Below are 21,861 nucleotides of genomic sequence, written 5' to 3' on the forward strand. Positions count from 1 at the left end.
TCCCTGATTTAAAATGCCACATTTTCTTACAATTTAAGAAGCCATCACATGTTTAAGCCTGAGGTTCTTTTAAATATTCCTCAGTACGAATTAAAGCTGCTTGCATGTTGCTAATAGCCTGTTCAACATCACCTAAAGTTTTTGCATTTCCGCCACTTAGCGCCTGACGCCATTTACGCGCACCAGGTAAATTTTGGAATAAACCCAAAATATGACGTGTAATGATGGAGAGTGGAGCACCTTCAGCCATACGCTGTTCAATATAAGGTAGCATTTGTTCCATAATCTCAAATCGATCTGGAGCTTCCAAATTCCAAAGCTGACCCATTTCCGCGAGTAAGTACGGATTATGATAGGCTTCACGGCCAATCATGACGCCATCAACATGCTGTAAATGTGTTTGAGTTTCAGCAAACGTTTTAATCCCGCCGTTAATTTCAATGGTGAGATGTGGGCGCTCTTGTTTTAAACGATAGACATCTTCATAGCGTAAAGGTGGAACTTCACGGTTTTCTTTTGGTGACAGGCCTTTCAAAATAGCAATACGGGCATGAACTACAAAATGAGTGCAACCTGTTGCTGCAACTGTATCTACAAAATGAAGCATCTCTTCATAAGAGTGCATGTCATCAATCCCGATACGGTGTTTCACCGTTACTGGAATGTTTACTGCTTTTTGCATAGTGTGAATGCATTCAGCAACCAAATCTGGTTCTGCCATTAAGCAAGCACCGATTTTATTGTTTTGTACACGGTCACTTGGGCAGCCTACATTGAGGTTAACTTCATCGTAACCCCAGTCTTCAGCCATTTTTGTACAGGTCGCAAGCTCTTGCGGGTTTGAACCGCCTAACTGTAATACGATAGGTTGCTCTTGTGCACTGTAGTCTAAATGACGTTTTGCATCGCCAAAAAGAATCGCACCTGTGGTCACCATTTCGGTATATAGCACAACATTTGGGTTAAACAAGCGCGCAAAGAATCGATAATCCTTCGTTGTCCAATCCATCATGGGTGCGACAGAAATACGAGGTTGTAACGATTGAAGTGATTGCATAACCAATAGCCCAAAAGTCGCTAAATTAATGAAAGGGCAGCATTATACGAGGTTTATGCTTGAATCGACAGAGGCATTTAGCCGAGTAATTTATAACCACCCTTGTGTTGAATATAGGGAGATGATTTATAACAAGTTACCTTATTGGGAAATCATTTTCTTTTTTTGTAAGATAGCATCAAACAAGCTAAACAAAATACAAAGTACAACTAACCCAATACCAGCAAGGCAAGTCATGGTCCATCCGCCACGGTTCCATGCAAAAATTCCTAATGCTGAACCTCCTGCGCCACCAATAAAGTAAGTGGTCATATAGATGGCATTAATACGAGATTTTGCATCTGGTCGTAAACGGAAAATAATGCTTTGGTTGCTTGTGTGTACGAGAGCTAGTGCTAACTGAATTAAAGCAAAACCAGCAATGTAACTCGCAAGCAAAGTTTGTCCATAATAAAAGCAGAGCCAGCTTAACAAGAACAAACCACAGCCTATCCATGTGAGTAGAGTGGTACGTCCCTGATCGGCATATTTACCAATATAACGGGTTGATAAGGCACCAAAGATACCGACTAAAGGCACTAGTCCAATAAACAGATCAGGTAAATGATGTGCTGAGGTGAGGAGTAATGCGATGGTGGAATATAAAATACTCACAGATGCGAAAGCGAAAGCACCTGTAAGCGCTCTTAATAATAGTCTTTTCTCTTGTTTTAAAAGCTGACCCATGGAACCAAAGATCTGTCCATAGTTCATTTTCATGCGTAAAACATAAGGCAAGCGACTTTTTAAGGTATATGCCAACAGAAGCATTAATATGCCGCTTACCACATAAACCACTTTCCAGTGGAATAAGTTAGAAAATAGTCCAGCCAGACTGGTAGAGAGTAAAATACCCACCAATAAGCCACTCATTAAAAAACCAATGATCTCGCCAGTTTTTTCAGGTTTTACAGTCATTGTAGCAAGTGGAATAAGCACTTGAGCTGCCACAGAAAATAAGCCCGCTAAAATTGTACCGATCCATAGCATGGGTAAGTTAACAGCAAAAGCAGAAGTAAATAGGCCAACTGCACAAAGCACCATCAAAAACGGAATAGCCTTGGCTTTATTGACGATATCACCCATCGGAACAATAAAAAGCAGTCCGAGGGCATAAGACACCTGAGCAAATGTAACGGTCAATGCGGCTTGTGCTTGAGTAACAGCAAAGTCTTGTTGAATGGAGTGAATAAGAGGCTGGCAATAATAATTCACACCTGCACATAAGCCACATGCTGCTGCCATCAACCAAAGTAAAGGTTTATTTTGACTGATATCTTCAGGGGTAGACATGATGTTCTCTCGATTTTATTAGGTGTATGCGGTTGCTTCGACTTCAATGAGCATATGCTCTAATGCAAGGCGTGGTACAGGAATAAGTGTACAGGCTGGAAAAGGATGATTTTTCCATAAATTTTGCATAACTTTAATTAAAATTTCATGTTTTTCGACCGAATGGTCAACAACTAAAACTCTTAATACGGCAATGTTGCTAAGCTCTGCATCGGCAGCAGTTAAAGCATGTTGAACATTATCAATAGCTTGAGAAACTTGTTCTTCAAAGTTTGGGCTTAATTCACCTTTTGAGTTTTCGCCACCTTGACCTGCAATATGAATAATCTTTTTAAAACTTTCTACCACAGCAACATGACTATAAGCATTTGGAGTAGGGTCGTATAAAGTTGATGGATTTATTATTTTAAAAGTTTCTTTATTCATGGATCTCAACCGTTCAGTAAAATTTAGATGAGTATCCAACCTCAACTTAAGTTGAGGTCAAGAGAAATTAGTATTTTAATCTTTTCTTTCTAAGGGTAATTATCATGACACCTGCAATATTTAAAATACAGCCTACCCATTGCCACATATTGAGATGTTCATTTAAAAAAGTAACCGCGAGTAAAATAGTTAAAACTGGTCCTATTGAAGCAATCATGGCAGATTGAGAGGCGCCAAGTCGCTCAATACTTTGCATGAGCATAACGGTAGGTAAAACAGTGACTAAAAAGCCAAGTCCGACGCCGTACCAAATTACACTAGATGGAAGTTGTAATAGAAGTTGAATAGGCTGAGGAGTGCTTAATACATAGTGCGTTAATGTACCTATACAAGCCACTGTTAAAGCTAAACCTGTGAAATTCCAAGAACCAAATTTTTTAATTAATGGCGGTGTCAGTAGTAAGTAGCCTGCAAAAGCCATAGCACTCGCAAACACGAGACTTGTGCCTAACCAGAAGTTGCCCTGAATTGGTGCATTGTTGTGCTCTTGAAGCATGACCAATACAGTTCCACTATAACTAAGAAAAATGGCAAATAAACTTTTTGCATCTAATTTTTGTTTGTATAGGAAGCTTGAGACAATGACTGTGAGTGTGGGATATAAAAATAGAATAATTCGCTCGAGTGAAGCACTAATAAACATCAGACCCATAAAATCGAGCCAGCTGGCAAAGTAGTAGCCTAATAGACCAGCAAAAATTAAAATTAGCCAATCCTTCTTTTTTATGCCCTGATTATGATGCCTGTTAAACCAGCAAATTACTAGAAAGAACGGTAAAGCGCTTAACATGCGTAAAGCCATCAGGACTGTGGCGTCTACTAATGGAGAAAGGGCATAAGTCTGTTTAATAAAGATTGCTTTTGTACTGAATAGAAAAGCAGAGCAAAGAGCAAAAAAAGACCCGATTTGAAACGAAGATAAAGAAATTTTCATATACAAGACTGTATAAGAGAGACTGTTGTCTGCAAAAAAAGAAAAAGCTTCCTATGTTACACCTCAAATCAAATATCGTGAATCATCAGTTCAAAATATGGGTATTTATTAAATAAATATTGGGTGGTATTTTAAAAAAGTTCAATTAGAATCCAAATTCTGTACAAAGAATACACATGGGGGAAACATTGCAGGTTGCAATGTTTTTGACAATGAGAAATTAGCTTGAGGAACGCTCATGCAAATCGGAATCCCAACCGAAACTGTCGTCGGTGAAAATCGTGTAGCTGCTACGCCAGAGACAGTAAAGAAGTTGATTAGCGCTGGTCATAGCGTTGTGATTGAACGTGGTGCCGGTGTAAAGGCTGCGTACATTGACAGTGCTTATGAACAGGTCGGTGCAACCATTACGGATGATGCCTATACGGGTAGTCAAATTATTTTGAAAGTTCGTGCGCCACAAGGCGGGGAAATTCAAAAACTTCCAGCAAATACTGCTGTTGTAGCAATGTTTGATCCTTATCGTAATACCGAGCTAGATCAGTTTGCGAATCAGCAAGTTTCTGCTTTTGCATTGGAATTGCTTCCTCGTACGCTTTCTCGTGCGCAGAACATGGACGTATTGTCTTCTCAGGCAAACCTTTCTGGTTATAAATCAGTTTTGCTTGCTGCCGCTGAATATCAACGTATGTTCCCAATGCTTATGACTGCTGCCGGTACTGTAAAACCTGCTCGTGTTGTGATTATGGGTGTGGGTGTTGCAGGTCTGCAGGCAATTGCAACGGCAAAACGTTTAGGTGCAATTGTTGAAGCAACTGATTTGCGTCCTACGGCAAAAGATCAGGTTGAATCTTTAGGTGGTAAGTGGTTAGACGTACCAATGTCTGAAGAAGAGCAACAACGTGCAGCTGACGCCGCTAAAAATGGTTATGGATGGATGCCGGGTGAGCAATACATCAAAGACCAAGCCGCTATTGTTGATAAGGCTGTTTCTAACGCTGACATCGTGATTACAACTGCATTGTTGCCGGGTCGTGATGCACCGCGTCTGATTAAGGCTGAAACTGTTGCCAAGATGAAACCAGGCTCTGTCATTTTAGATATGGCTGTTGAAACTGGTGGTAACGTTGAAGGCTCTAAAGTTGGCGAGACTGTGTTTACAGAAAATGGCGTGAAAATTTTGGGTGTTCCAAATATTCCGGCAACTGTAGCGACAGAAGCTTCCGCACTATATGCGCGTAACGTATTCAATTTCGTAGAAACTTTATTCGACAAAGAGAAAAACTTTGCGATTAATCAAGAAGACGAAATCCAAAAAGCCCTATTGGTCACTCATGGCGGTCAAGTACTGCTTAAGCGTGGTTAAGGAGATTTCTCATGGTTGAAACTATTACAATTTTCGTCCTTGCCATCTTCGTAGGTTATTACGTAGTTTGGGGTGTTACACCAGCTTTACATACACCACTTATGGCAGTAACCAATGCGTTGTCATCTATTATTGTAGTGGGTGCAATGTTGCAAACTGTGGGTCTGCCTATTTTGGGTGTAGATGCTAACGTTGCATTTCAAAGTGTGAATGTGGTGAGCGTACTGGGTGCGATTGCGGTATTTTTGGCAAGCATTAATATTTTCGGCGGCTTTGCAGTAACTGCACGCATGTTGGAAATGTTCAAGCCTAAGCAAAAGAAATAAGAGGGCTTTGACATGGAATTTATTCAAGCAAATGCAAATTGGTTGTACCTTGTAGGCGCAATTCTCTTTATCTTGACACTTCGTGGTTTGTCTGGCCCTAAAACAGCAATTCAAGGTAACCGTTACGGTATGATCGCGATGGCGATTGCTGTAGTTACGACCTTCTTTGTTGCGAATAACCCAGTCATCTGGATGATTGTTGGTGCAATGGTGTTGGGTGCAATCGTTGGTATTGCGCGTGCTCGTACTGTGCCAATGACTCAAATGCCTGAAACTGTTGCATTGATGCACTCATTAGTTGGTTTGGCAGCAGTCCTAATTGCAATTGCTGCAATTTTACACAACAACCAACTCACTGAATTGTTTGCTCAAAATGAGGCAGCTTTGACAGCGGCTGGTGTGCAACATGTGCACATGAGCAGTGTTCACTTATTTGAATTGTTCGTAGGTTGTTTTGTTGGCGCGATTACCTTTACTGCATCTGTGTTTGCGTACGGTAAATTGGCTGCAAAAAAATGGGCGAAAACAATTTCTGGTGCATGGGTTAAACCAGTTCAGGCGCTTATCTTTATTGCGATGTTGGCTTGTGGTTTCTACTTCTTTACCACTGGCAACATGACTGCATTCTGGGCAATGACAGCACTTGCACTTGCATTTGGCTGGGTTTGGATTGCACCAGTTGGTGGTGGTGATATGCCTGTAGTGGTATCGCTTCTTAACTCATTCTCGGGTTGGGCTGCGGCAGGTATTGGTTTTACACTTGAAAACAACATGTTGATCGTTGCGGGTTCTCTCGTGGGTTCATCTGGTGCGATTCTGTCGTACATCATGTGTAAAGCAATGAACCGTTCAATCATCAATGTATTGTTTGGCGGTGCAATGGGTGGTGCAGCGGTTGCTACAGCTGCTAAAGGTGAGCAAGTTCAGCGTAACCACCGTTCTGGTTCTGCTGATGATGCTGGCTTCTTGATGTCAAATGCGGACAGCGTTGTGATTGTACCGGGTTATGGTATGGCGCAAGGTCGTGCACAAAATGCTGTAAAAGAATTGTGTGAAATTCTAAAAGAGCAGGGTGTTCGCGTTCGTTTTGCGATCCATCCAGTTGCTGGTCGTATGCCTGGTCATATGAACGTATTGCTTGCTGAAGCAGACGTAGCATATGAAGACATCTTGGAAATGGATGAGATTAACTCAGACTTCCCTGCAACTGATGTGGTGCTTGTAATTGGTGCAAACGACGTAGTAAACCCTGCTGCGAAAGATGATCCAACTTCACCAATTTATGGCATGCCGATCCTTGAAGCACATAAAGCACGTACGATCATGGTGATTAAGCGTTCTATGGCAACAGGTTATGCAGGTCTAGACAATGACTTGTTCTATAACGAAAAAACAATGATGATTTTTGGTGATGCCAAGAAAGTTGTGGAAGATATGACAAAAGCAATCAATGGTGGCGGTCACTAATCTGACCTCAATCAGGATTGTAAAAGCCACCCGAGGGTGGCTTTTTTATTTGGCCTATTTGTTTAAAGAAATTTTTCTACAAGGTCCATTGACTGTTGATAGAGGTTGCGTGCCAGTTGTTGGTTTTTTGCGTGTGAAGATTTCCAGTCTGGCATGTGCGCACTGACATATTCCCCATTACGATTTTGCCATGCATCTCCGGTTGCCATTTCTGTAATGAGATTTGCTGGAACTGAGGTTGGGACTAAGCCTAATTTCATCGCTGCATAAACTGGTTTTGGTAAGTCACGATAAATATCAGAAGCGACACCGCCCGGGTGCAATGCATTGTTGGTAATAGAACTACCTGCTAGTTGTTCTGCTAAAGCATTGCTGAATAGTAAATTCGCAAGCTTCGATTGCCCATAATAGAACAGGGGGTTGTAAAAACCTTCTGCTCGAAACTTGTTGGGTTTAATGGAGCCAACCCAATGAGCAATAGATGCGAGATGAATAATCCGTGCTTCAGGCGATTGTTGTAAAACTGGAAGCAATTTTTGAGTTAGTAAAAAATGGCCTAAATAATTGACACCAAATTGCTGCTCGAAGCCATCGACAGTCAGTTGTTTGGTCTTGGCAAATAACCCTGCATTATTAATGAGTACATCAAGGCTACCATAGCGATCTGCAATCTCGTCGGCTGCCTTTCTAGTTAATTCAAGACTGTTTAGATCGAGAGAAACTAAATCGACTTGTCCTTGGTTAAGGGCGCGTAATTTGTTTTGCGCATCTTGAGCTTTTTCTGGATTTCGGCAGGCTAAAATAACATGTTGCCCTTGTTTAACGAGTTGTTCTGCTGTGGCAAAGCCAATCCCTGTGTTGGCGCCCGTAATTAATATTCTCACTTTCTGTACTCCGGTTATGCTATTTATTGGTGGGGACTTCAAGAGTTTGTATATTGCTGCAAATCTGACAATTTGTCATGTCAAATTTAAAAGTGCGCGATGATTGGCTTTTAATGGCTAATAAAGCATTCGATGAAATTTAAAGATTTTGTTATTTAAAAAATATAAATACCACTTTATGAAGGGGCATACTTTTTCTAAAGAATTAAAAAAGCGGCTCAAAAGAGCCGCTTTTTTTAAAAGCAAAATTTTAAGCAACCGACTCTGGAGCGGTACGCCATAAGCTTTCTAAATCATAGAATTTACGAGCTGTTGGTAGCATCACATGTACTACAACAAAGCCGAGATCAATCAAGATCCATTCTGCATCTCGTTCACCTTCAACGCCAATCGGGCGGAAACCGGCTTTTCGAGCTTCTTCTGCAACATTGTCAGCGAGTGCTTTGACATGGCGAGTAGAAGTACCACTTGCAATTACAATAGCATCAGAGACATTGCTAATTGAGCTAACATCTAACTGGAGAATATCTTTTGCTTTTACATCAACTAAAGCGTCATGAACAACTTTGAGACAAGTCTGTACGTCTTTATTTGAGGTGTTCATTGCGAAATCGTGAGAATTAGACACGCTGGGCGATGGTTCTAAATTCATATAGGGTATATTTTCCTGACAATTACTCACTATCTAATATAGTGGTTTTCGCGCTAAATTTCAATCAGAAGTCGTAACAGTTTATATATTTACATCATCCGAAAAATACTTTTTCTTCCAAGTAAATGAGTGATTTGAAGTATTTTCAGGCTTGTATTCTGCTGCAATATAGTTTTGATAAGAGCTTTGCTTTAACCAAGAAAAAATTTGTTCATAAGGAATTTGGGCTGTATCTGGTTCATGACGGCCCGGACAGTCCGCAAATTGAATATGTCCAATTAAGTTAATATTTTCTTGCAAACCCTCAAGTACATCTTCGCCCATCATCGCCATGTGATAGCAGTCATATTGCATTTTTAGGGCAGGGTGATTGACCGCTTCTAGCATTTCTTGTCCCTGCGCAATGTTCTGCACCAAAAAGCGTGGCATATCTGTACCGTTAATCATTTCAAAAACGGGTTCTATACCGTGTTCACTAAGTAAGTTACAGGCAAGTTTTAAATTAGCTGCTAATGTTTTCAAACAAGGCAGTAGGTCGGCATCTAGCGGTTGTTTCCCTGCCAAAATATTAACACGGGGAACTTTTAAAGCGGTGGCATAGCTAATCGCTAATTCTAATGCTTCACGAAAAGCTGTTTCTTGACCGGGTACACCAGCTAAACCATTTCCGCCTTGCATAAGATCACCAGCAGGCACATTGATTAGGCAGAGGCTAAGATTGTAGCGTTCGAGTTGAGTTTGAATATCTGAAATAGCCAATTCATAAGGAAATTGAATTTCTACATATTCAAAGCCCTGTGCATGGGCCAGAGCAAAACGTTCAATTAAAGGAACTTCGGTAAAAATCATGGATAAATTGACTGCAAGACGACCCATACTCAAACTCCGTTTATTTTTGCTCTATTAATTGAATCATAGTAGCTAAATCTTTCTCAGCAAAGCCATTTTTTTGGTGAGTTTGTAGCTGTAGTAGAGCTTTTTGTGCAACTGGGATGTCTAAATTAACATTGTTAGCCAATGTTACTGCGTTGTTAAGATCCTTAGATAATGTTTGAACTTTCCACTGAACTGGTTCAAATGTATGAGTTGCCATGCGGGGAGTTAGAATTTGAAAGGGTTTAGAGTCAGCAAATCCACCTGCTAAGGCAGGAGCAAGCAAAGTTGTATCTACACCAGCTCGATCTGCAAGTGCGACAGCTTCTGCAATAAGAGCGCTGTTGGCTGCAACAATAAGTTGATTACAAATTTTGGTGGCTTGGCCAGTTCCTGTATCTCCCATGCGAGTCACACGTTGGGATAGAACATTATAAATAGGAGTTAATTCTGTAATGGTTTGAGCATCACCGCCTGCAAAAATGACAAGTGTGCCTTGTTCTGCACCCGCTGTTCCGCCTGATACAGGTGAGTCAATCCATGTGACGTCATGGGTAGCAGCTGCTTGAGCAAGCGTTTTCGTTGCGGCAACAGATAAACTCGAGAAATCAACAATAACCTGTTTAGCTTTTAAGTTAGGCTGAATTTGCTCAAATACAGCTTGTACTGCTTTGTCATCTGCCAGACAGATTAAAATAACTGGATATTCACCAATATTTGAAAGTTCTAAAGGTTGTGCACCGATATCAATAAGTTCTTCGCATGCAGAGACGGTTCGATTCCAAACAGCAACTTGAAAGCCAGCTTGAATAAGGCGGGTTGCCATCCGACTTCCCATAAGCCCTATGCCTAAAAAAGCAATAGGGGTGTTGCGATCAAAATTCATAATCTAAGCTCTTATTTATATTGGCGTGGTAAAAAATTAACTTCCGGATGTTTGTCTTTTTTACGAGCAAGTTTGCTATTTTTACCAAGTAATAATTTAAGTTGCCAGATTTTTTCTAGACGTAATGATTTTTCTGGTTGATGTTCCATTGCGTCAAGTACACGTTTTGCCGCAGTGAGGGCATCAGGTGAGCGCTGCAACATTTCAGATGCAATCTCATGTGCTCTCTCTAGAGGAGAATCACTTAAATGAGTTACAAGACCAATTTCTTTTGCATAATTCCCATCAAAAACACGTGCAGTTAAAGTGAGTTCTTTTGCAAGGTCAACGCTAATTAAACCTTTTAATGAGCGAGTAAGTCCCATATCAGGAACTAAACCCCAACGGCTTTCCATAATCGACATTTTTGTTTCTGGATGAGAAATTCGGATGTCAGCAGCCAATGCAAGTTGCATACCAGCGCCGAAACAATATCCTTCTAATGCCGCAATAACAGGTACAGGTAAATTCTGCCAAGTCAGAAATGCTTTTTGAAAAAGACTTTGTCCTGGTTTTACAAGTTCCCAAATTGCAAAAGCAGAGTTTTTGGGATTGTTGAGGTCAGATAAATCAATGCCAGCACTAAACACATTTCCTTCGCCTGTCAAAATAACACAGCGAATATCTCTATCCTTTTTAATTGCTTTTGCAGTTGAAACTAACTCTTTTAATAAGGCAAAACTCATCGCATTGCGTTTGTCTGGACGGTTTAAATATACCGTTGCAATGCCATTATTTTTTTCAATACGTAAGAGTGCCATGAGATTCCCGCTTCTTTTTTTATAGATGAACGGAGCATAACATGGCTGTAATCTGGAAACATGACAGCTCAGTCATACCTATTTGGTAGATATGTTAGTCAGGTATCACCAAGATCTGAAGAGCAGCACTTTCTACCTCTTTAACGGCAAGACCTAATTCATCAAAGCGCTGTATAACTTCTTCAATGAAGCCTTCATCTGCTATACGGCGTTCTTTACGTAGCGTTGAAATAAATTGCTCAAAGTCACCTGTAACTTGCTGTAGTTTCGGGGCACCTACATAGCGAGTGGCACCATACAGACGATGTAAAACATGCTCAAGTTGAGGGAAGTCTTCAAGCTCAATGAGCTGCTGCATTTCGTCTAGCTCAGTTGGAAAACTATCAACTAACATTTTAAGTAGATCTTGTGCTAAGTCTTCTTTATTTGCTGCAAGTTGCAAACTTTGTTGCCAGTTTAAAATTTGTGGGTCTAAAGCTTCTGCAACTACGTGGTGGTCTTTATCTATGGCTTTTGCTGTAAAGTTGTTTTTAGTCCATTGCGTTAAGATCTGGATGATTTGCTCCATTTGAATTGGCTTGGTGACATAGTCATTCATGCCTACTTTAAGAAGCTTTTGCTTTTCATCGGCAAGGGCATGGGCCGTTAACGCAATAATTGGAAGCTGCATTTCCCCATCTAAAGTCGACTCTAAAGAACGAATAGCACGGGTGGTATCAATGCCCGACATGACAGGCATTTGAATATCCATAAACACTAAATCAAATGGTTTGAGTTTTTGGTCAATTCGTTCTTGAATAAGGTTAAGCGCTTCTTGACCACTTAACGCTTTAGTTGTTTTAACGTTTAATTCACCCAACAAAGCTTCTAAAACAATTAAGTTTGGTAAATGGTCATCTACTGCCAGAATGTGTAAACCCTGACCATTAAAATCTTGCTGTTCTTCTTCAAAAATAGGTTGGTTGCTTAATAATTGAATGAGTCCACTACGGCTTAATGGTTGATATAGAGGACGAGCGCGATATTCACTGAGCATGTTTGGCTCAAGCGTCATTTGATAACCATAGACGGCTAAATTGCCTTGATAACGGCTACGGATTTCTTTTAATAACGCTTCTGTATCACCGCTATGGTCAACGATAAGCCATGTATTATCTTTCTGATCAAGATGTTTTAAACGGCTAAACAAGTCCAGAATCGATTGTGTTTCGATGTGAGGAACATGATAGTTTTCAAGGTAATAACGTAAAACACTTGCTGTAGCAGGATGAGCAAGATAAGACACGACTTGTAAATGCTCAAAATGCGGGTGTTCGATTTCGTAATCTTCATCTACCACAAATTGTGCGGTAAACCAGAACGTAGAACCTTTTTCTGTCGGTGCACGTTCTTGATTGTCCTCAAAGCCAATTTGACCATGCATGAGATGAACAAGCTGTTTAGAGATAGCAAGGCCTAAACCAGTACCGCCAAATTGACGTGTAACTGATGCATCGCCTTGCGAGAATGATTCAAATAATTTTTTACGATCTGTACCACTTAAGCCAATACCACTATCTTGAACACTAAAATGAAGCAGACATTGTCCAATATCATCATGTTCCATACGAACACGAACAATAATTTCACCATCTGGAGTGAACTTGATTGCATTAGAAATCAAGTTGGTCAGAATTTGCTTGAAGCGTAGAGCATCACCAATCACTTGTTGTGGAATGTTGTCCGCATAGTAAAAAGCCATGGCGATATGTTTTTGAGCAGCCAAAGGGGACAGCATATCCATGACATCAAAAATGGCTTCTTCTAAGTCGAATGGTGCTGTTTCAAGTTCTAACTTGCCTGCATCAATTTTTGAGAAATCTAATACATCGTTAATTAATGCCAATAAATGGGCAGATGACTTGCGAATCGTTTGTAAATAAAGATTTTGTTCGTTATTTAAGTTTTGCTGACGAAGCAATAAATGAATGAAGCCATCAATACTGTTGAGAGGCGTTCGAAGCTCATGACTAATATTTGCAAGGAAAACTGACTTTGCCTGATTTGATGAAATCGCTTGGTCACGTGCTTGACGATAGGTAATATTTTGGACTTCTAAGGTATCTAGTGTTCTGCGTAAATCTTCCTCTGTTTGTTCAGTGTGTTCTTTTAACTCTAAAAAGCTAAAGTGTAATCGCTTAACAACGTTTGCGATGTCTCGCTGTAGTAAGCGTAGCTCGCCAGTACTATTAATGACTAGGTGTTGGTCTAAAGTATCTGCATTTAGACGTTGTAACTGCATGCGAATTTCATACATCGGCGCAATCCAGCGACGAGAATAAAAATTCAAGCATAGTAAAAGCAACAGTAAGGTCATTAATCCAGTAATGACGAGAGCAATCATAATGCGATAACGTGCCAACTCTAGAGGCTGGTTATCCATTTCAATCACTAACCAGACAGGCGCTTTTCCAGCTTTATTACTAATCTGTAGTCCATAAATATTGTTGTGGTTATAAGAGATTGGACCAAAAAAATTATTACTACTGGGAAAGCTAGGCCAATAACGATTATCGCGATAACCAATACTTAAATAAGTCTGTCCGTTGTTATCGATAAGTACCGCGCGTTTAAGATTTTTTTCGCTAAACATGCTTTGCATGATGTGCTGGGCATGATCGTATTCATCGGGCTGTAGTTCGACCAGCGTATACAAATCTTTCGCAATTTGATTGTAGCGAGCTAAAATTGCTGAGGCGTGATGTAGCTGTTGTTGTTTTACCGAATGTGACGTTTCTGTTAAAACCAGAAAAGCACCGACCCCTGTTAAAATCATAATCGGCACAAAAATTAGAGCAATCAATTGCCCATATGCATGATTCAGACGTAAGCGTTTCGATAAGGTTTTATTGAAATTAGACATGGCTACATCAGATTTATCTCTCTGTACGGCATCTTATCACGCTTTATTTTAAAACAGACGGCATTTTATAAATGACCGAGCTTTAATCGCTTTCATGAAAAAGCATATTGAAATGGGTGCAGTACCGAGCATTTTTTCATACAATAGGCCCACCTCGATATAGGTGTTGATCATGAGTAATACACAACCTGACTTTTTAGCCGACGAATTTTTGTTAGATCACTATGTAGGTAAGACACCTCTAGTTCGTTTGCAGCGATTAGCTTCTCATACGCAAGCGACGGTTTTAGCAAAATTGGAAGGTAATAATCCAGCAGGTTCTGTAAAAGACCGTCCTGCATATAACATGATTATGCAGGCAGAAAAACGTGGTCAAATTAAGCCAGGTGACACTTTGATTGAGGCAACCAGTGGGAACACAGGTATTGCTTTGGCAATGGTTGCTGCAATGCGTGGCTATAAAATGAAACTTATTATGCCAAACAACATGAGTCAGGAGCGTAAAGATGCGATGCTGGCTTATGGTGCAGAGCTGATTGAAGTAACACCGCAGCAAGGCATGGAAGGTGCACGTGATTTAGCCTTGCAAATGGAAAAAGAAGGTAAAGGTCACGTTTTAAATCAGTTTGGTAATCCCGACAATGTTGAAGCTCATTACTTAACGACCGGTCCTGAAATTTGGAAACAAACAGGTGGGAAAATTACCCATTTTGTCAGCTCAATGGGTACAACTGGTACTATTATGGGTGTTTCTAAATATTTAAAAGAACAAAACCCAGATATTCAGATTGTTGGTTTACAACCAGCGGATGGATCAAGTATTGCCGGTATTCGCCGTTGGCCAAAAGAATATTTACCTACTATTTTTGATAGTAGCCGTGTGGATCGTACTATTGATATCCCACAAATTGATGCTGAAAAAACCATGCGTAAATTAGCACGTATGGAAGGCATCAGTGCGGGTACATCTTCAGGTGGTGCAGTATGGGCATCCATCAAGATTGCAGAAGAAAATCCAGATGCTGTTATTGTTTGCATTATCTGTGACCGTGGCGACCGCTACTTGTCTACAGGATTGTTTTCAGTACAGGACGATAACTCATAATTGAGAGAAATAATGCGTTTCCCAACCTTAGTTTTTGATATTGAAACTTTAACTGATTTAAAAGCGGGAGCGCATTTATATCATCTTGATTTGCCAGAGGCTGATGTAGAGCAAGCGTTGACTAAACTGCGCCGTCAAGAATCAGGCATGGATTTTCAGCGCTTACCTTTACATGAAATTGTTTGTATTTCTGGTCTGTGGATTGATGAGTCTGGTTTTAGGTTGTTTTCTTTTAGTCGGGAAAACTATTCTGAAGCCGAAATTTTACAGAAATTCTTGTCAATTTTTGATAAACGTCATCCGACTTTAGTGAGTTGGAACGGCTCGCAATTTGATTTACCCGTCATTCTATTCCGTGCCATGTATCATGGGCTTTCTGCACCAGGCTTGTTTGATCAAGGTGAGATTGATAGCCAGAAGCGTTTTAATAATTACCAAAACCGTTATCACCATCGTCATATTGATTTGATGGATGTGATGGCAATGTTTAACGGGCGTAATTTTCAAAAGCTTGATGATATTGCCTGCATTTTAGGTTTGCCGGGTAAGCGCGGTGAGTCGGGTTATCATGTGCCAGAATATGTCCGTACGCAGCAGTGGTTAAAACTGACCAGCTATTGTGAAGGAGATGTACTTAATACATGGTTCGTCTATGTACGTTGGTTGTTATTAAAAGGACAATTAACTGTAGATGAGCATAATGATTGGGTAAACTCTAGTATTGATTATTTGAAAAATATTCCTCAGCAAGCAGATTTTCTTGAAGTATGGGAACGTACCTCGAAACATACTGAATTTACTTCACACTATTTTAATCCTTTAGATTTTTAGGTTCATCCTTTGAAACAACAAGCCAAATCTCGCAAGCCTCAACAACTTGAATATATTTTTCAGGTTGAAACACTTTCTCATGAGGGGCGGGGAATTGCGCATTATGGTTCTTATCCTGATCATCCCGCAGATAAGCATGGCAAAAAAGTTTTTATTCGTTATGCATTGCCCGGAGAAACTGTAAAGGCTCAGATTACCCATCAAGCGAAGCGTCTTGAAGAAGCCGAGATGGTGCAGTTGTTAGGAGAACCTTCAACTCATCGTATAGATGCAATTTGTCCTCATTATGGTATTTGCGGTGGCTGTAGCATGCAGCATATCCATCCTGATGAACAAATCCGTTTAAAGCAAAGTGTGCTCCAATCACATTTACAGCATTTTGCAGGTATTCAACCTGAACAGTGGCTAGAACCGATTCGGTCTTTACAAAGTGATTATCGCCGTCGAGCACGAATTGGTGTGCGTTATTTGCCGAAGCCAGATCGCTTAATTATGGGGTTTCGTGAACATCATAGTAATCGCTTAACTTCTATCCATAGTTGTAGTGTTTTGGATGAAAAACTATCAAATAGCTTGCCTGAATTGCGTCTTTTACTCCAAAGTCTAAAAGGCAAAGCACATATTGGTCATGTAGAATTAGCAAAAGGTGATCATGAAATTTCTTTATTGGTTCGTCATGTAGAAAAATTAAACAATTCTGATGTCAACCAATTAAAGCAATTTGCGTTAGACAAAGGGTGGCAGTTGTATTTGCAACCTAAGGGTCCTGAAAGTATTCATCGTATTGATGATGAAAAAGGCGCTTCACGTTTACATTATGCCTTAGGGAGGTTTAATGTAAATTTTGCTTTTTCGCCATTGGATTTTACTCAGGTCAATGCCACAGTAAATGAACAAATGGTTCAATTGGCATGTGAATTGCTTCAATTGCAACCAGGTGAAAAAGTACTTGATCTATTTTGTGGATTAGGCAATTTCTCGCTTCCGTTAGCACGATGTGTTGGTGAGAGTGGGCAGGTTGTTGGTGTGGAAGGGAGTGAAGAAATGGTTCAACGGGCAACAGCTAATGCAAAATGCAATAGTTTGGTGCAGGCAACCTTCTTTTCACAAGATTTAACAAAAGATTTTTCGCATCATTCTTGGGCAAATCAAGGATTTGATGCATTATTGATTGATCCTCCTCGTGCTGGTGCATATGAAATTATGCAGTATGTATCAAATTTTGGAGCAAAAAGAATCGTTTATGTATCATGTAATCCAGCTACACTGGCAAGGGATGCAGGTGTTTTGGTCCAATATGGCTACCAGTTAAAAAAAGCAGCGGTAATGGACATGTTTACGCACACAGAACATGTTGAATCCATTGCACTATTTGAAAAAATTCAAGAGATAAACGATTAAAAACATGAGTTACATATTGAGGAGAATGGTATGGTCACAGTACGTGAACAGTTACCTGAACAACTAACAGAGTTGTCCGAGGAAACGACTGTAGAGCATGCCGCCGAAACGCAAATCGGTTTAGCCTCATGGTTGGATCGGGTGCGTGAAATATTAGATGGGGCGAAGCTTGAACAGCTTGAAAAGGTTGCGAATGAAACCCTGCAAAAAGAGTTAGAATCAACGGTTAATCATCGGTCCAATACTTTCGCTACTGGCGTTGGAATGGCCGACATTTTGGCACATCTCCATGTAGATGAAGATACTCTATCGGCAGCCATGCTCTATCGTAGTGTGCGTGAAGACATTACTGATATAGAAGAAGTAAAAAAGAAATTTGGAGATCAGGTCTATAACCTTGTCAAAGGCGCTTTGGCAATGGGTAAACTATCGGAACTCATTGAAAAAAATAAGCGGTTAGAAGACCACTTTAATAACAATCAACGAGAACATTTAAGTGGCATTTATAAAATGCTGATTTCGGTCACCGAAGATGTTCGTGTTGTTTTAATTAAACTTGCTGAACGTACCTATTCTTTACGAGAGCTGGCAAATTCCTCTCGTGAACGTCAAGAACGCGTAGCACGTGAAATTCTTACTATTTATTCACCATTGGCACATCGACTCGGTATTGCTCAGCTTAAATGGGAACTTGAAGATCTCGCTTTTCGCTATTTAGCTCCAGATCGTTATAAAGAAATTGCGTCATTACTGAATGAAAAACGTTTAGAGCGTGAACATTATATTCAGTTCGTCATTGACCGTTTAAAAAATGAATTGGCGTCTTACGGAATTGAGGCAGAAATCACAGGTCGAGCAAAGCACATTTATTCGATTTATCGAAAAATGAAAAGCAAAAACCTGAGTTTTGATCAGCTCTATGATATTCGTGCCTTACGTGTATTGGTCAATAGTGTCCCTGAGTGTTACCACTCTTTGGGTATTGTTCATCAAATCTGGCGTCATATTCCGCATCAGTTTGATGACTATATTACCAATCCGAAAGCAAATGGTTATCGCTCTTTGCACACTGCTGTAATTGCCGAAAATAAATCGCTTGAAGTACAAATTCGTACTCATGAGATGCATGACGAAGCAGAGTTGGGTGTATGTTCGCACTTTAACTATAAAGAAGGTTCAAAGAATACCGACCATTCCTTTAACCATCGTTTGCATTCATTACGTGCTGTTCTAGAGCACTATCAAGAACGCAATGAAACGACGGTACATCAAAACGAAGATGAAACAGAAGGCTTTGATCAACTACAAGATTTTGAAGGTTTTGAGAAGATTTATGTTTTCAGTCGTGATGGTGACATTAAGGAATTGCCACGTGGCTCAACAGTTTTAGATTTTGCTTATCATGTGCATACAGAAGTAGGGAACAAGTGTTACGCAGCGCGAGTTAACCAGCGTTATGTACCATTAACCTATACTTTAAAAACTGGCGAACAGGTTGAGATTTTAACTAAAAAAGATCGTGATCCAAACCGAGATTGGTTGGTGAATTCTTTAGGTTATATTAAAACCTCTCGTGCCCGTGACAAGCTGCGTCATTGGTTTAGACAGCAAGATCGTAGTAAAAATCTTGAAGTAGGCCGTGAACTTCTCAATAAAGAATTAGCTCGTCTTGCGATTCATCCAAAAAGTATCGACCTGAATGATTATTCATCACATTTTAATGTAAAAACAGGTGATGACATTTTGGTGAGTCTGGTAAGTGGTGATATTAGCTTACATGCCTTGATTAATCAGGTGAATCGTCAAATGCATCTAGATCAGGATGAACCTGAACTAGTGCTTAAACCAGCATTAAATCCGCGTGCAAGCCATACGTTATCGGCCCACGGAATTTTAATTGATGGTTTAGACAACGTAGAGTTGCACATCGCTCAGTGCTGTCAGCCCGTACATGGTGAGTCAATCGCTGGATATATTACTTTGAACCGTGGTGTCAGTATCCACAAAGTCATTTGTTCAGATTATCAGCGTATGATTAAGCAGGAACCAGAGCGTGCTGTTGAAGCCGATTGGGAAATGCAGCCAACGCGTGGTCAAAGTGTTCAAATTGTAGTTGAAGCTTATGATCGTCGTGGTCTACTAAAAGACTTAACTCAAGTAATTTTCTCTGACCAAATCAATATTCGGCAGGTCAATACAATTTCTGAAGCAGATGGTATTGCCAATATGAAGTTGTTAATTGAGGTTAAGGGTTTAGCGCAGCTTTCTCGCTTATTGGCTCGCTTAGAACAGCAACCTGGAATCATTAGTGCGCGACGCATGATCCAAGGTGTTTAATTAAATTGAGTAATAAAAAAGGCTGTCAAATGACAGCCTTTTTTATTCGAATTACTTTCTTGATAAATAAATATTAGTGAGTCGATTTAAAAACTGAGGGCTTAAAGTCGAGAGCTGATAAAGCAGTTTGGTTTTTATGCCAACAGGTGTATGAGTAGGTGTCCAGAAATGAGCTTTTTTCTCTACGAGCGTAAGAACCTGTTTGGCAATATCATTTGGTGTTAAGTCAATTCCCATATTGTGAATAGTACCGGCATCCATATTTTTGACCATTGCTGTTTGTACGAATAGCGGCATCACATCTAAAACGCGAATACCATATTTTTTCCATTCCACATCTAAGCCTTCAGTAATCCCCCGAACAGCAAATTTACTGGCTGAATAAGAAATCAAATCTGCTTGCCCATAAATTGCAGAAGCTGACGAAAGATTGATGACACGTGCAAAAGACGCTTGCTTTAAATAGGAGAGCGCAGCATGACAGCCATTAATGACACCGTTTACATTAATATTTATTGTTCTTTGATGAGCTTTGATATCAGTCGTTTCAAATGCACCAGAATATAAAATACCGGCGTTATTTACCAAGATGTTAAGTTCGCCAGCCCAGTCGGTAAATTCTTTTAATATATGTTGCCATTGGCTGTAATCACTTACATCTAGATAGCCAGCACATGCATTTGGCCCTAAGTCACTTGCCAGTTTTTGAGCAAGCGACTCATTAATATCATAAATGCCTACTTTATATCCCTGTTGATAAAATACACGTGCAATTTCTGCCCCAATACCTTGAGCGGCACCACTAATCAGAATACTGTGTCTCATCTTTTTTCTCTTTGTCAGTACAATAGTGCGATTGATTCAATCGCTTTGATTTTGATCATAACAAATTAAGATCTTAGTTTTACTGACCGACTTTTTGAACTTGAGGGTTACCATGGATAAGTTGCTTAAAATTATGCAAGAGTTACGTGAAAAATGTCCGTGGGATCAGGCGCAAACACCCATGACTCTTACCAAATATGCCATTGAAGAAGCCTATGAAGTCGAGGCGGCCATTCGTCAGGGCGATATTAATGAAATTCGAAATGAGCTGGGTGATTTGCTATTACAAGTCGTGTTCCAATCACAAATGTTTAGTGAGCAAGGCGCTTTTAATTTTAATGATGTGGTTGAGGCAATAAGCGAAAAGTTAATTCGCCGTCATCCACATGTTTTTCAGGCAGATCAATTTAATAACTTAACGCCAGAACAAGTAAGTGAACTTTGGAAACAAATTAAACAACAAGAAAAACAAGGCAAGCCGCAATCACGATTAGATGAACTAAAGCATGGACCAGCACTATTACAAGCACAAGAGATTCAAGAAAATGTAGCAAAAGTTGGGTTCGATTTTGAAACCGTAGAAGATGCTTATACAAAACTAGAAGAAGAGTTGGATGAGTTCAAGCAGGCACTAAAAAATCAAAATATGGATGAAATTCAAGATGAATTTGGAGATTGTCTGTTTTCATTAGTCAATGTTGGACGTAAACTTGCAATTTCAAGTGAAACATCACTTCTATCAACAATACATAAATTTAGAAGCCGTTTTGCTTTTATTGAAGATCAAGCGCAAAAACAGCAAAGAACATTAGAAGACATGACCTTGTCTGAAATGGATGAATTGTGGGATCAGGCAAAACAGCAGTTAAAATCAGGGGAAAAAACACATGCCGCTCAGCATGAATCTTTGGAAGAGTAAGTATTATATTTTTATTGTTTTATTTTGGAGCCTGATTTCATCAACACTGATTCAGGCCCAATCTTTCGATCAAAATTTTAAGGAGTGGAAAGCTAAACAGCAGATGTATGATCAGAAGTTAAGCATCCAGCACTCCTCTCATTCTAATGTCCCAAAAAGTTCAACAATGACTGATTCGTCTGGGCAGGTGCACTTGAATCAAGCCAATGTTGATGAGCTTCAAAAGCTAAAAGGGATTGGTGAGAAAAAGGCTCAGGCAATTGTAGAATACCGTCAAAAGAATGGTGGTTTTAAAAATATTGATGAATTTAAAAACGTAAAGGGCATTGGTCCAGCCATTTTTGAAAAGAATAAAACACGGTTGAGTTTATAAATCATGTGTTTGTCAATTGTCATTTCATGCGCAAACTACAGAGAATCAAATTGCCCTTTGTGTGCGTTAGAGCTATGATTAGCGACAACTTGTTATTTACGTCCT

The 21,861-nt window shown here is 39.9% G+C and carries 20 protein-coding genes; 9 read left to right on the forward strand and 11 right to left on the reverse strand.

Annotation, left to right across the window (positions count from 1 at the left end; all coding sequences use genetic code 11):
• Positions 1-52 precede the first annotated feature (52 nt).
• The 4 genes from dusA to AC07M3_RS10480 form a co-directional block, all read right to left on the reverse strand.
• Positions 53-1,057: a tRNA dihydrouridine(20/20a) synthase DusA gene (gene dusA, locus AC07M3_RS10465; protein ID WP_494567237.1), complete on the reverse strand. Its 1,005-nt coding sequence runs from the start codon at positions 1,055-1,057 to the stop codon at positions 53-55.
• Between the two features lie 141 nt (positions 1,058-1,198).
• Complete coding sequence (locus AC07M3_RS10470; protein WP_005036838.1) at positions 1,199-2,389, reverse strand: MFS transporter; 1,191 nt, start codon at positions 2,387-2,389, stop codon at positions 1,199-1,201.
• Between the two features lie 18 nt (positions 2,390-2,407).
• Positions 2,408-2,815 (reverse strand): RidA family protein, encoded by a 408-nt coding sequence (locus AC07M3_RS10475; protein WP_494567238.1) that lies wholly within the window; start codon positions 2,813-2,815, stop codon positions 2,408-2,410.
• A 67-nt stretch (positions 2,816-2,882) separates the two neighbouring features.
• Positions 2,883-3,809 carry a DMT family transporter gene (locus AC07M3_RS10480; RefSeq protein WP_494567239.1) on the reverse strand — a complete coding sequence of 309 codons (927 nt, stop codon included), beginning with the start codon at positions 3,807-3,809 and terminating at the stop codon, positions 2,883-2,885.
• A 238-nt stretch (positions 3,810-4,047) separates the two neighbouring features.
• Here AC07M3_RS10480 and AC07M3_RS10485 point away from each other — a divergent pair, with 238 nt between their 5' ends.
• From AC07M3_RS10485 to AC07M3_RS10495, 3 genes are read left to right on the forward strand one after another with little or no spacing between them, the layout of a single operon-like run.
• Complete coding sequence (locus AC07M3_RS10485) at positions 4,048-5,175, forward strand: Re/Si-specific NAD(P)(+) transhydrogenase subunit alpha (RefSeq protein ID WP_004641209.1); 1,128 nt, start codon at positions 4,048-4,050, stop codon at positions 5,173-5,175.
• Positions 5,176-5,186: 11 nt separating this feature from the next.
• Positions 5,187-5,501 (forward strand): proton-translocating transhydrogenase family protein, encoded by a 315-nt coding sequence (locus AC07M3_RS10490; protein WP_003654992.1) that lies wholly within the window; start codon positions 5,187-5,189, stop codon positions 5,499-5,501.
• A 12-nt stretch (positions 5,502-5,513) separates the two neighbouring features.
• Positions 5,514-6,968 (forward strand): NAD(P)(+) transhydrogenase (Re/Si-specific) subunit beta, encoded by a 1,455-nt coding sequence (locus AC07M3_RS10495; protein ID WP_017391250.1) that lies wholly within the window; start codon positions 5,514-5,516, stop codon positions 6,966-6,968.
• A gap of 62 nt (positions 6,969-7,030) precedes the next feature.
• On the opposite strand, the gene AC07M3_RS10500 is transcribed toward AC07M3_RS10495, so the two are convergent.
• The 6 genes from AC07M3_RS10500 to AC07M3_RS10525 all read right to left on the reverse strand — a co-directional run bounded on the left by AC07M3_RS10500 (position 7,031) and on the right by AC07M3_RS10525 (position 13,965).
• Entirely contained in the window at positions 7,031-7,852 is an 822-nt protein-coding gene (locus tag AC07M3_RS10500) for an SDR family NAD(P)-dependent oxidoreductase (protein ID WP_494567240.1), read from the reverse strand.
• Between the two features lie 250 nt (positions 7,853-8,102).
• Positions 8,103-8,504: a ribosome silencing factor gene (rsfS, locus tag AC07M3_RS10505; protein WP_003654998.1), complete on the reverse strand. Its 402-nt coding sequence runs from the start codon at positions 8,502-8,504 to the stop codon at positions 8,103-8,105.
• 81 nt (positions 8,505-8,585) lie between these two features.
• Complete coding sequence (locus AC07M3_RS10510) at positions 8,586-9,380, reverse strand: hydroxypyruvate isomerase family protein (RefSeq protein ID WP_494567241.1); 795 nt, start codon at positions 9,378-9,380, stop codon at positions 8,586-8,588.
• 13 nt (positions 9,381-9,393) lie between these two features.
• The gene (locus AC07M3_RS10515; protein WP_494567242.1) at positions 9,394-10,263 is read right to left on the reverse strand and encodes an NAD(P)-dependent oxidoreductase; all 870 of its coding nucleotides are present in this window, start codon (positions 10,261-10,263) and stop codon (positions 9,394-9,396) included.
• A gap of 11 nt (positions 10,264-10,274) precedes the next feature.
• A complete protein-coding gene (locus AC07M3_RS10520; protein ID WP_133747655.1) occupies positions 10,275-11,063 on the reverse strand; it encodes a crotonase/enoyl-CoA hydratase family protein in 789 nt (262 codons plus the stop codon).
• 94 nt (positions 11,064-11,157) lie between these two features.
• Positions 11,158-13,965, reverse strand: coding sequence for a GacS-like sensor histidine kinase (locus tag AC07M3_RS10525; RefSeq protein WP_494567243.1), 2,808 nt, complete (start codon positions 13,963-13,965; stop codon positions 11,158-11,160).
• A 172-nt stretch (positions 13,966-14,137) separates the two neighbouring features.
• Between AC07M3_RS10525 and cysM the strand changes: the two genes are divergently transcribed.
• From cysM to AC07M3_RS10545, 4 genes are read left to right on the forward strand one after another with little or no spacing between them, the layout of a single operon-like run.
• Positions 14,138-15,070 carry a cysteine synthase CysM gene (cysM, locus tag AC07M3_RS10530; RefSeq protein WP_005036815.1) on the forward strand — a complete coding sequence of 311 codons (933 nt, stop codon included), beginning with the start codon at positions 14,138-14,140 and terminating at the stop codon, positions 15,068-15,070.
• Positions 15,071-15,082: 12 nt separating this feature from the next.
• A complete protein-coding gene (locus tag AC07M3_RS10535) occupies positions 15,083-15,901 on the forward strand; it encodes a 3'-5' exonuclease (protein WP_005036811.1) in 819 nt (272 codons plus the stop codon).
• A gap of 9 nt (positions 15,902-15,910) precedes the next feature.
• Positions 15,911-17,302 carry a 23S rRNA (uracil(1939)-C(5))-methyltransferase RlmD gene (rlmD, locus tag AC07M3_RS10540; RefSeq protein WP_494567244.1) on the forward strand — a complete coding sequence of 464 codons (1,392 nt, stop codon included), beginning with the start codon at positions 15,911-15,913 and terminating at the stop codon, positions 17,300-17,302.
• Positions 17,303-17,332: 30 nt separating this feature from the next.
• Complete coding sequence (locus tag AC07M3_RS10545) at positions 17,333-19,639, forward strand: RelA/SpoT family protein (RefSeq protein WP_494567245.1); 2,307 nt, start codon at positions 17,333-17,335, stop codon at positions 19,637-19,639.
• A gap of 51 nt (positions 19,640-19,690) precedes the next feature.
• Here AC07M3_RS10545 and AC07M3_RS10550 read toward each other — a convergent pair whose 3' ends face one another.
• On the reverse strand, positions 19,691-20,464 hold the full coding sequence (locus AC07M3_RS10550) for an SDR family oxidoreductase (protein WP_494567246.1): 774 nt from the start codon (positions 20,462-20,464) through the stop codon (positions 19,691-19,693).
• A 112-nt stretch (positions 20,465-20,576) separates the two neighbouring features.
• On the opposite strand from AC07M3_RS10550, the gene mazG reads away from it, so the two are divergent.
• Positions 20,577-21,383, forward strand: a complete 807-nt coding sequence (gene mazG, locus AC07M3_RS10555) for a nucleoside triphosphate pyrophosphohydrolase (protein WP_494567247.1) — start codon at positions 20,577-20,579, stop codon at positions 21,381-21,383.
• Positions 21,352-21,756: a ComEA family DNA-binding protein gene (locus AC07M3_RS10560; protein ID WP_092707412.1), complete on the forward strand. Its 405-nt coding sequence runs from the start codon at positions 21,352-21,354 to the stop codon at positions 21,754-21,756. Before mazG ends, AC07M3_RS10560 begins: the two co-directional genes overlap by 32 nt.
• Positions 21,757-21,861: the final 105 nt, after the last annotated feature.

This window comes from Acinetobacter sp. GW821-FHT09D10 (assembly GCF_059416285.1).

Excerpts from the sequence above, each read along its gene's own strand:
- dusA (WP_494567237.1), bottom strand. The coding sequence starts at position 1,057 with ATGCAATCACTTCAATCGTTACAACCTCGTATTTCTGTCGCACCCATG.
- AC07M3_RS10470 (WP_005036838.1), bottom strand. The coding sequence starts at position 2,389 with ATGTCTACCCCTGAAGATATCAGTCAAAATAAACCTTTACTTTGGTTG.
- AC07M3_RS10475 (WP_494567238.1), bottom strand. The coding sequence starts at position 2,815 with ATGAATAAAGAAACTTTTAAAATAATAAATCCATCAACTTTATACGAC.
- AC07M3_RS10480 (WP_494567239.1), bottom strand. The coding sequence starts at position 3,809 with ATGAAAATTTCTTTATCTTCGTTTCAAATCGGGTCTTTTTTTGCTCTT.
- AC07M3_RS10485 (WP_004641209.1), top strand. The coding sequence starts at position 4,048 with ATGCAAATCGGAATCCCAACCGAAACTGTCGTCGGTGAAAATCGTGTA.
- AC07M3_RS10490 (WP_003654992.1), top strand. The coding sequence starts at position 5,187 with ATGGTTGAAACTATTACAATTTTCGTCCTTGCCATCTTCGTAGGTTAT.
- AC07M3_RS10495 (WP_017391250.1), top strand. The coding sequence starts at position 5,514 with ATGGAATTTATTCAAGCAAATGCAAATTGGTTGTACCTTGTAGGCGCA.
- rsfS (WP_003654998.1), bottom strand. The coding sequence starts at position 8,504 with ATGAATTTAGAACCATCGCCCAGCGTGTCTAATTCTCACGATTTCGCA.
- AC07M3_RS10510 (WP_494567241.1), bottom strand. The coding sequence starts at position 9,380 with ATGGGTCGTCTTGCAGTCAATTTATCCATGATTTTTACCGAAGTTCCT.
- AC07M3_RS10515 (WP_494567242.1), bottom strand. The coding sequence starts at position 10,263 with ATGAATTTTGATCGCAACACCCCTATTGCTTTTTTAGGCATAGGGCTT.
- AC07M3_RS10520 (WP_133747655.1), bottom strand. The coding sequence starts at position 11,063 with ATGGCACTCTTACGTATTGAAAAAAATAATGGCATTGCAACGGTATAT.
- AC07M3_RS10525 (WP_494567243.1), bottom strand. The coding sequence starts at position 13,965 with ATGTCTAATTTCAATAAAACCTTATCGAAACGCTTACGTCTGAATCAT.
- cysM (WP_005036815.1), top strand. The coding sequence starts at position 14,138 with ATGAGTAATACACAACCTGACTTTTTAGCCGACGAATTTTTGTTAGAT.
- AC07M3_RS10535 (WP_005036811.1), top strand. The coding sequence starts at position 15,083 with ATGCGTTTCCCAACCTTAGTTTTTGATATTGAAACTTTAACTGATTTA.
- AC07M3_RS10545 (WP_494567245.1), top strand. The coding sequence starts at position 17,333 with ATGGTCACAGTACGTGAACAGTTACCTGAACAACTAACAGAGTTGTCC.
- AC07M3_RS10550 (WP_494567246.1), bottom strand. The coding sequence starts at position 20,464 with ATGAGACACAGTATTCTGATTAGTGGTGCCGCTCAAGGTATTGGGGCA.
- mazG (WP_494567247.1), top strand. The coding sequence starts at position 20,577 with ATGGATAAGTTGCTTAAAATTATGCAAGAGTTACGTGAAAAATGTCCG.
- AC07M3_RS10560 (WP_092707412.1), top strand. The coding sequence starts at position 21,352 with ATGCCGCTCAGCATGAATCTTTGGAAGAGTAAGTATTATATTTTTATT.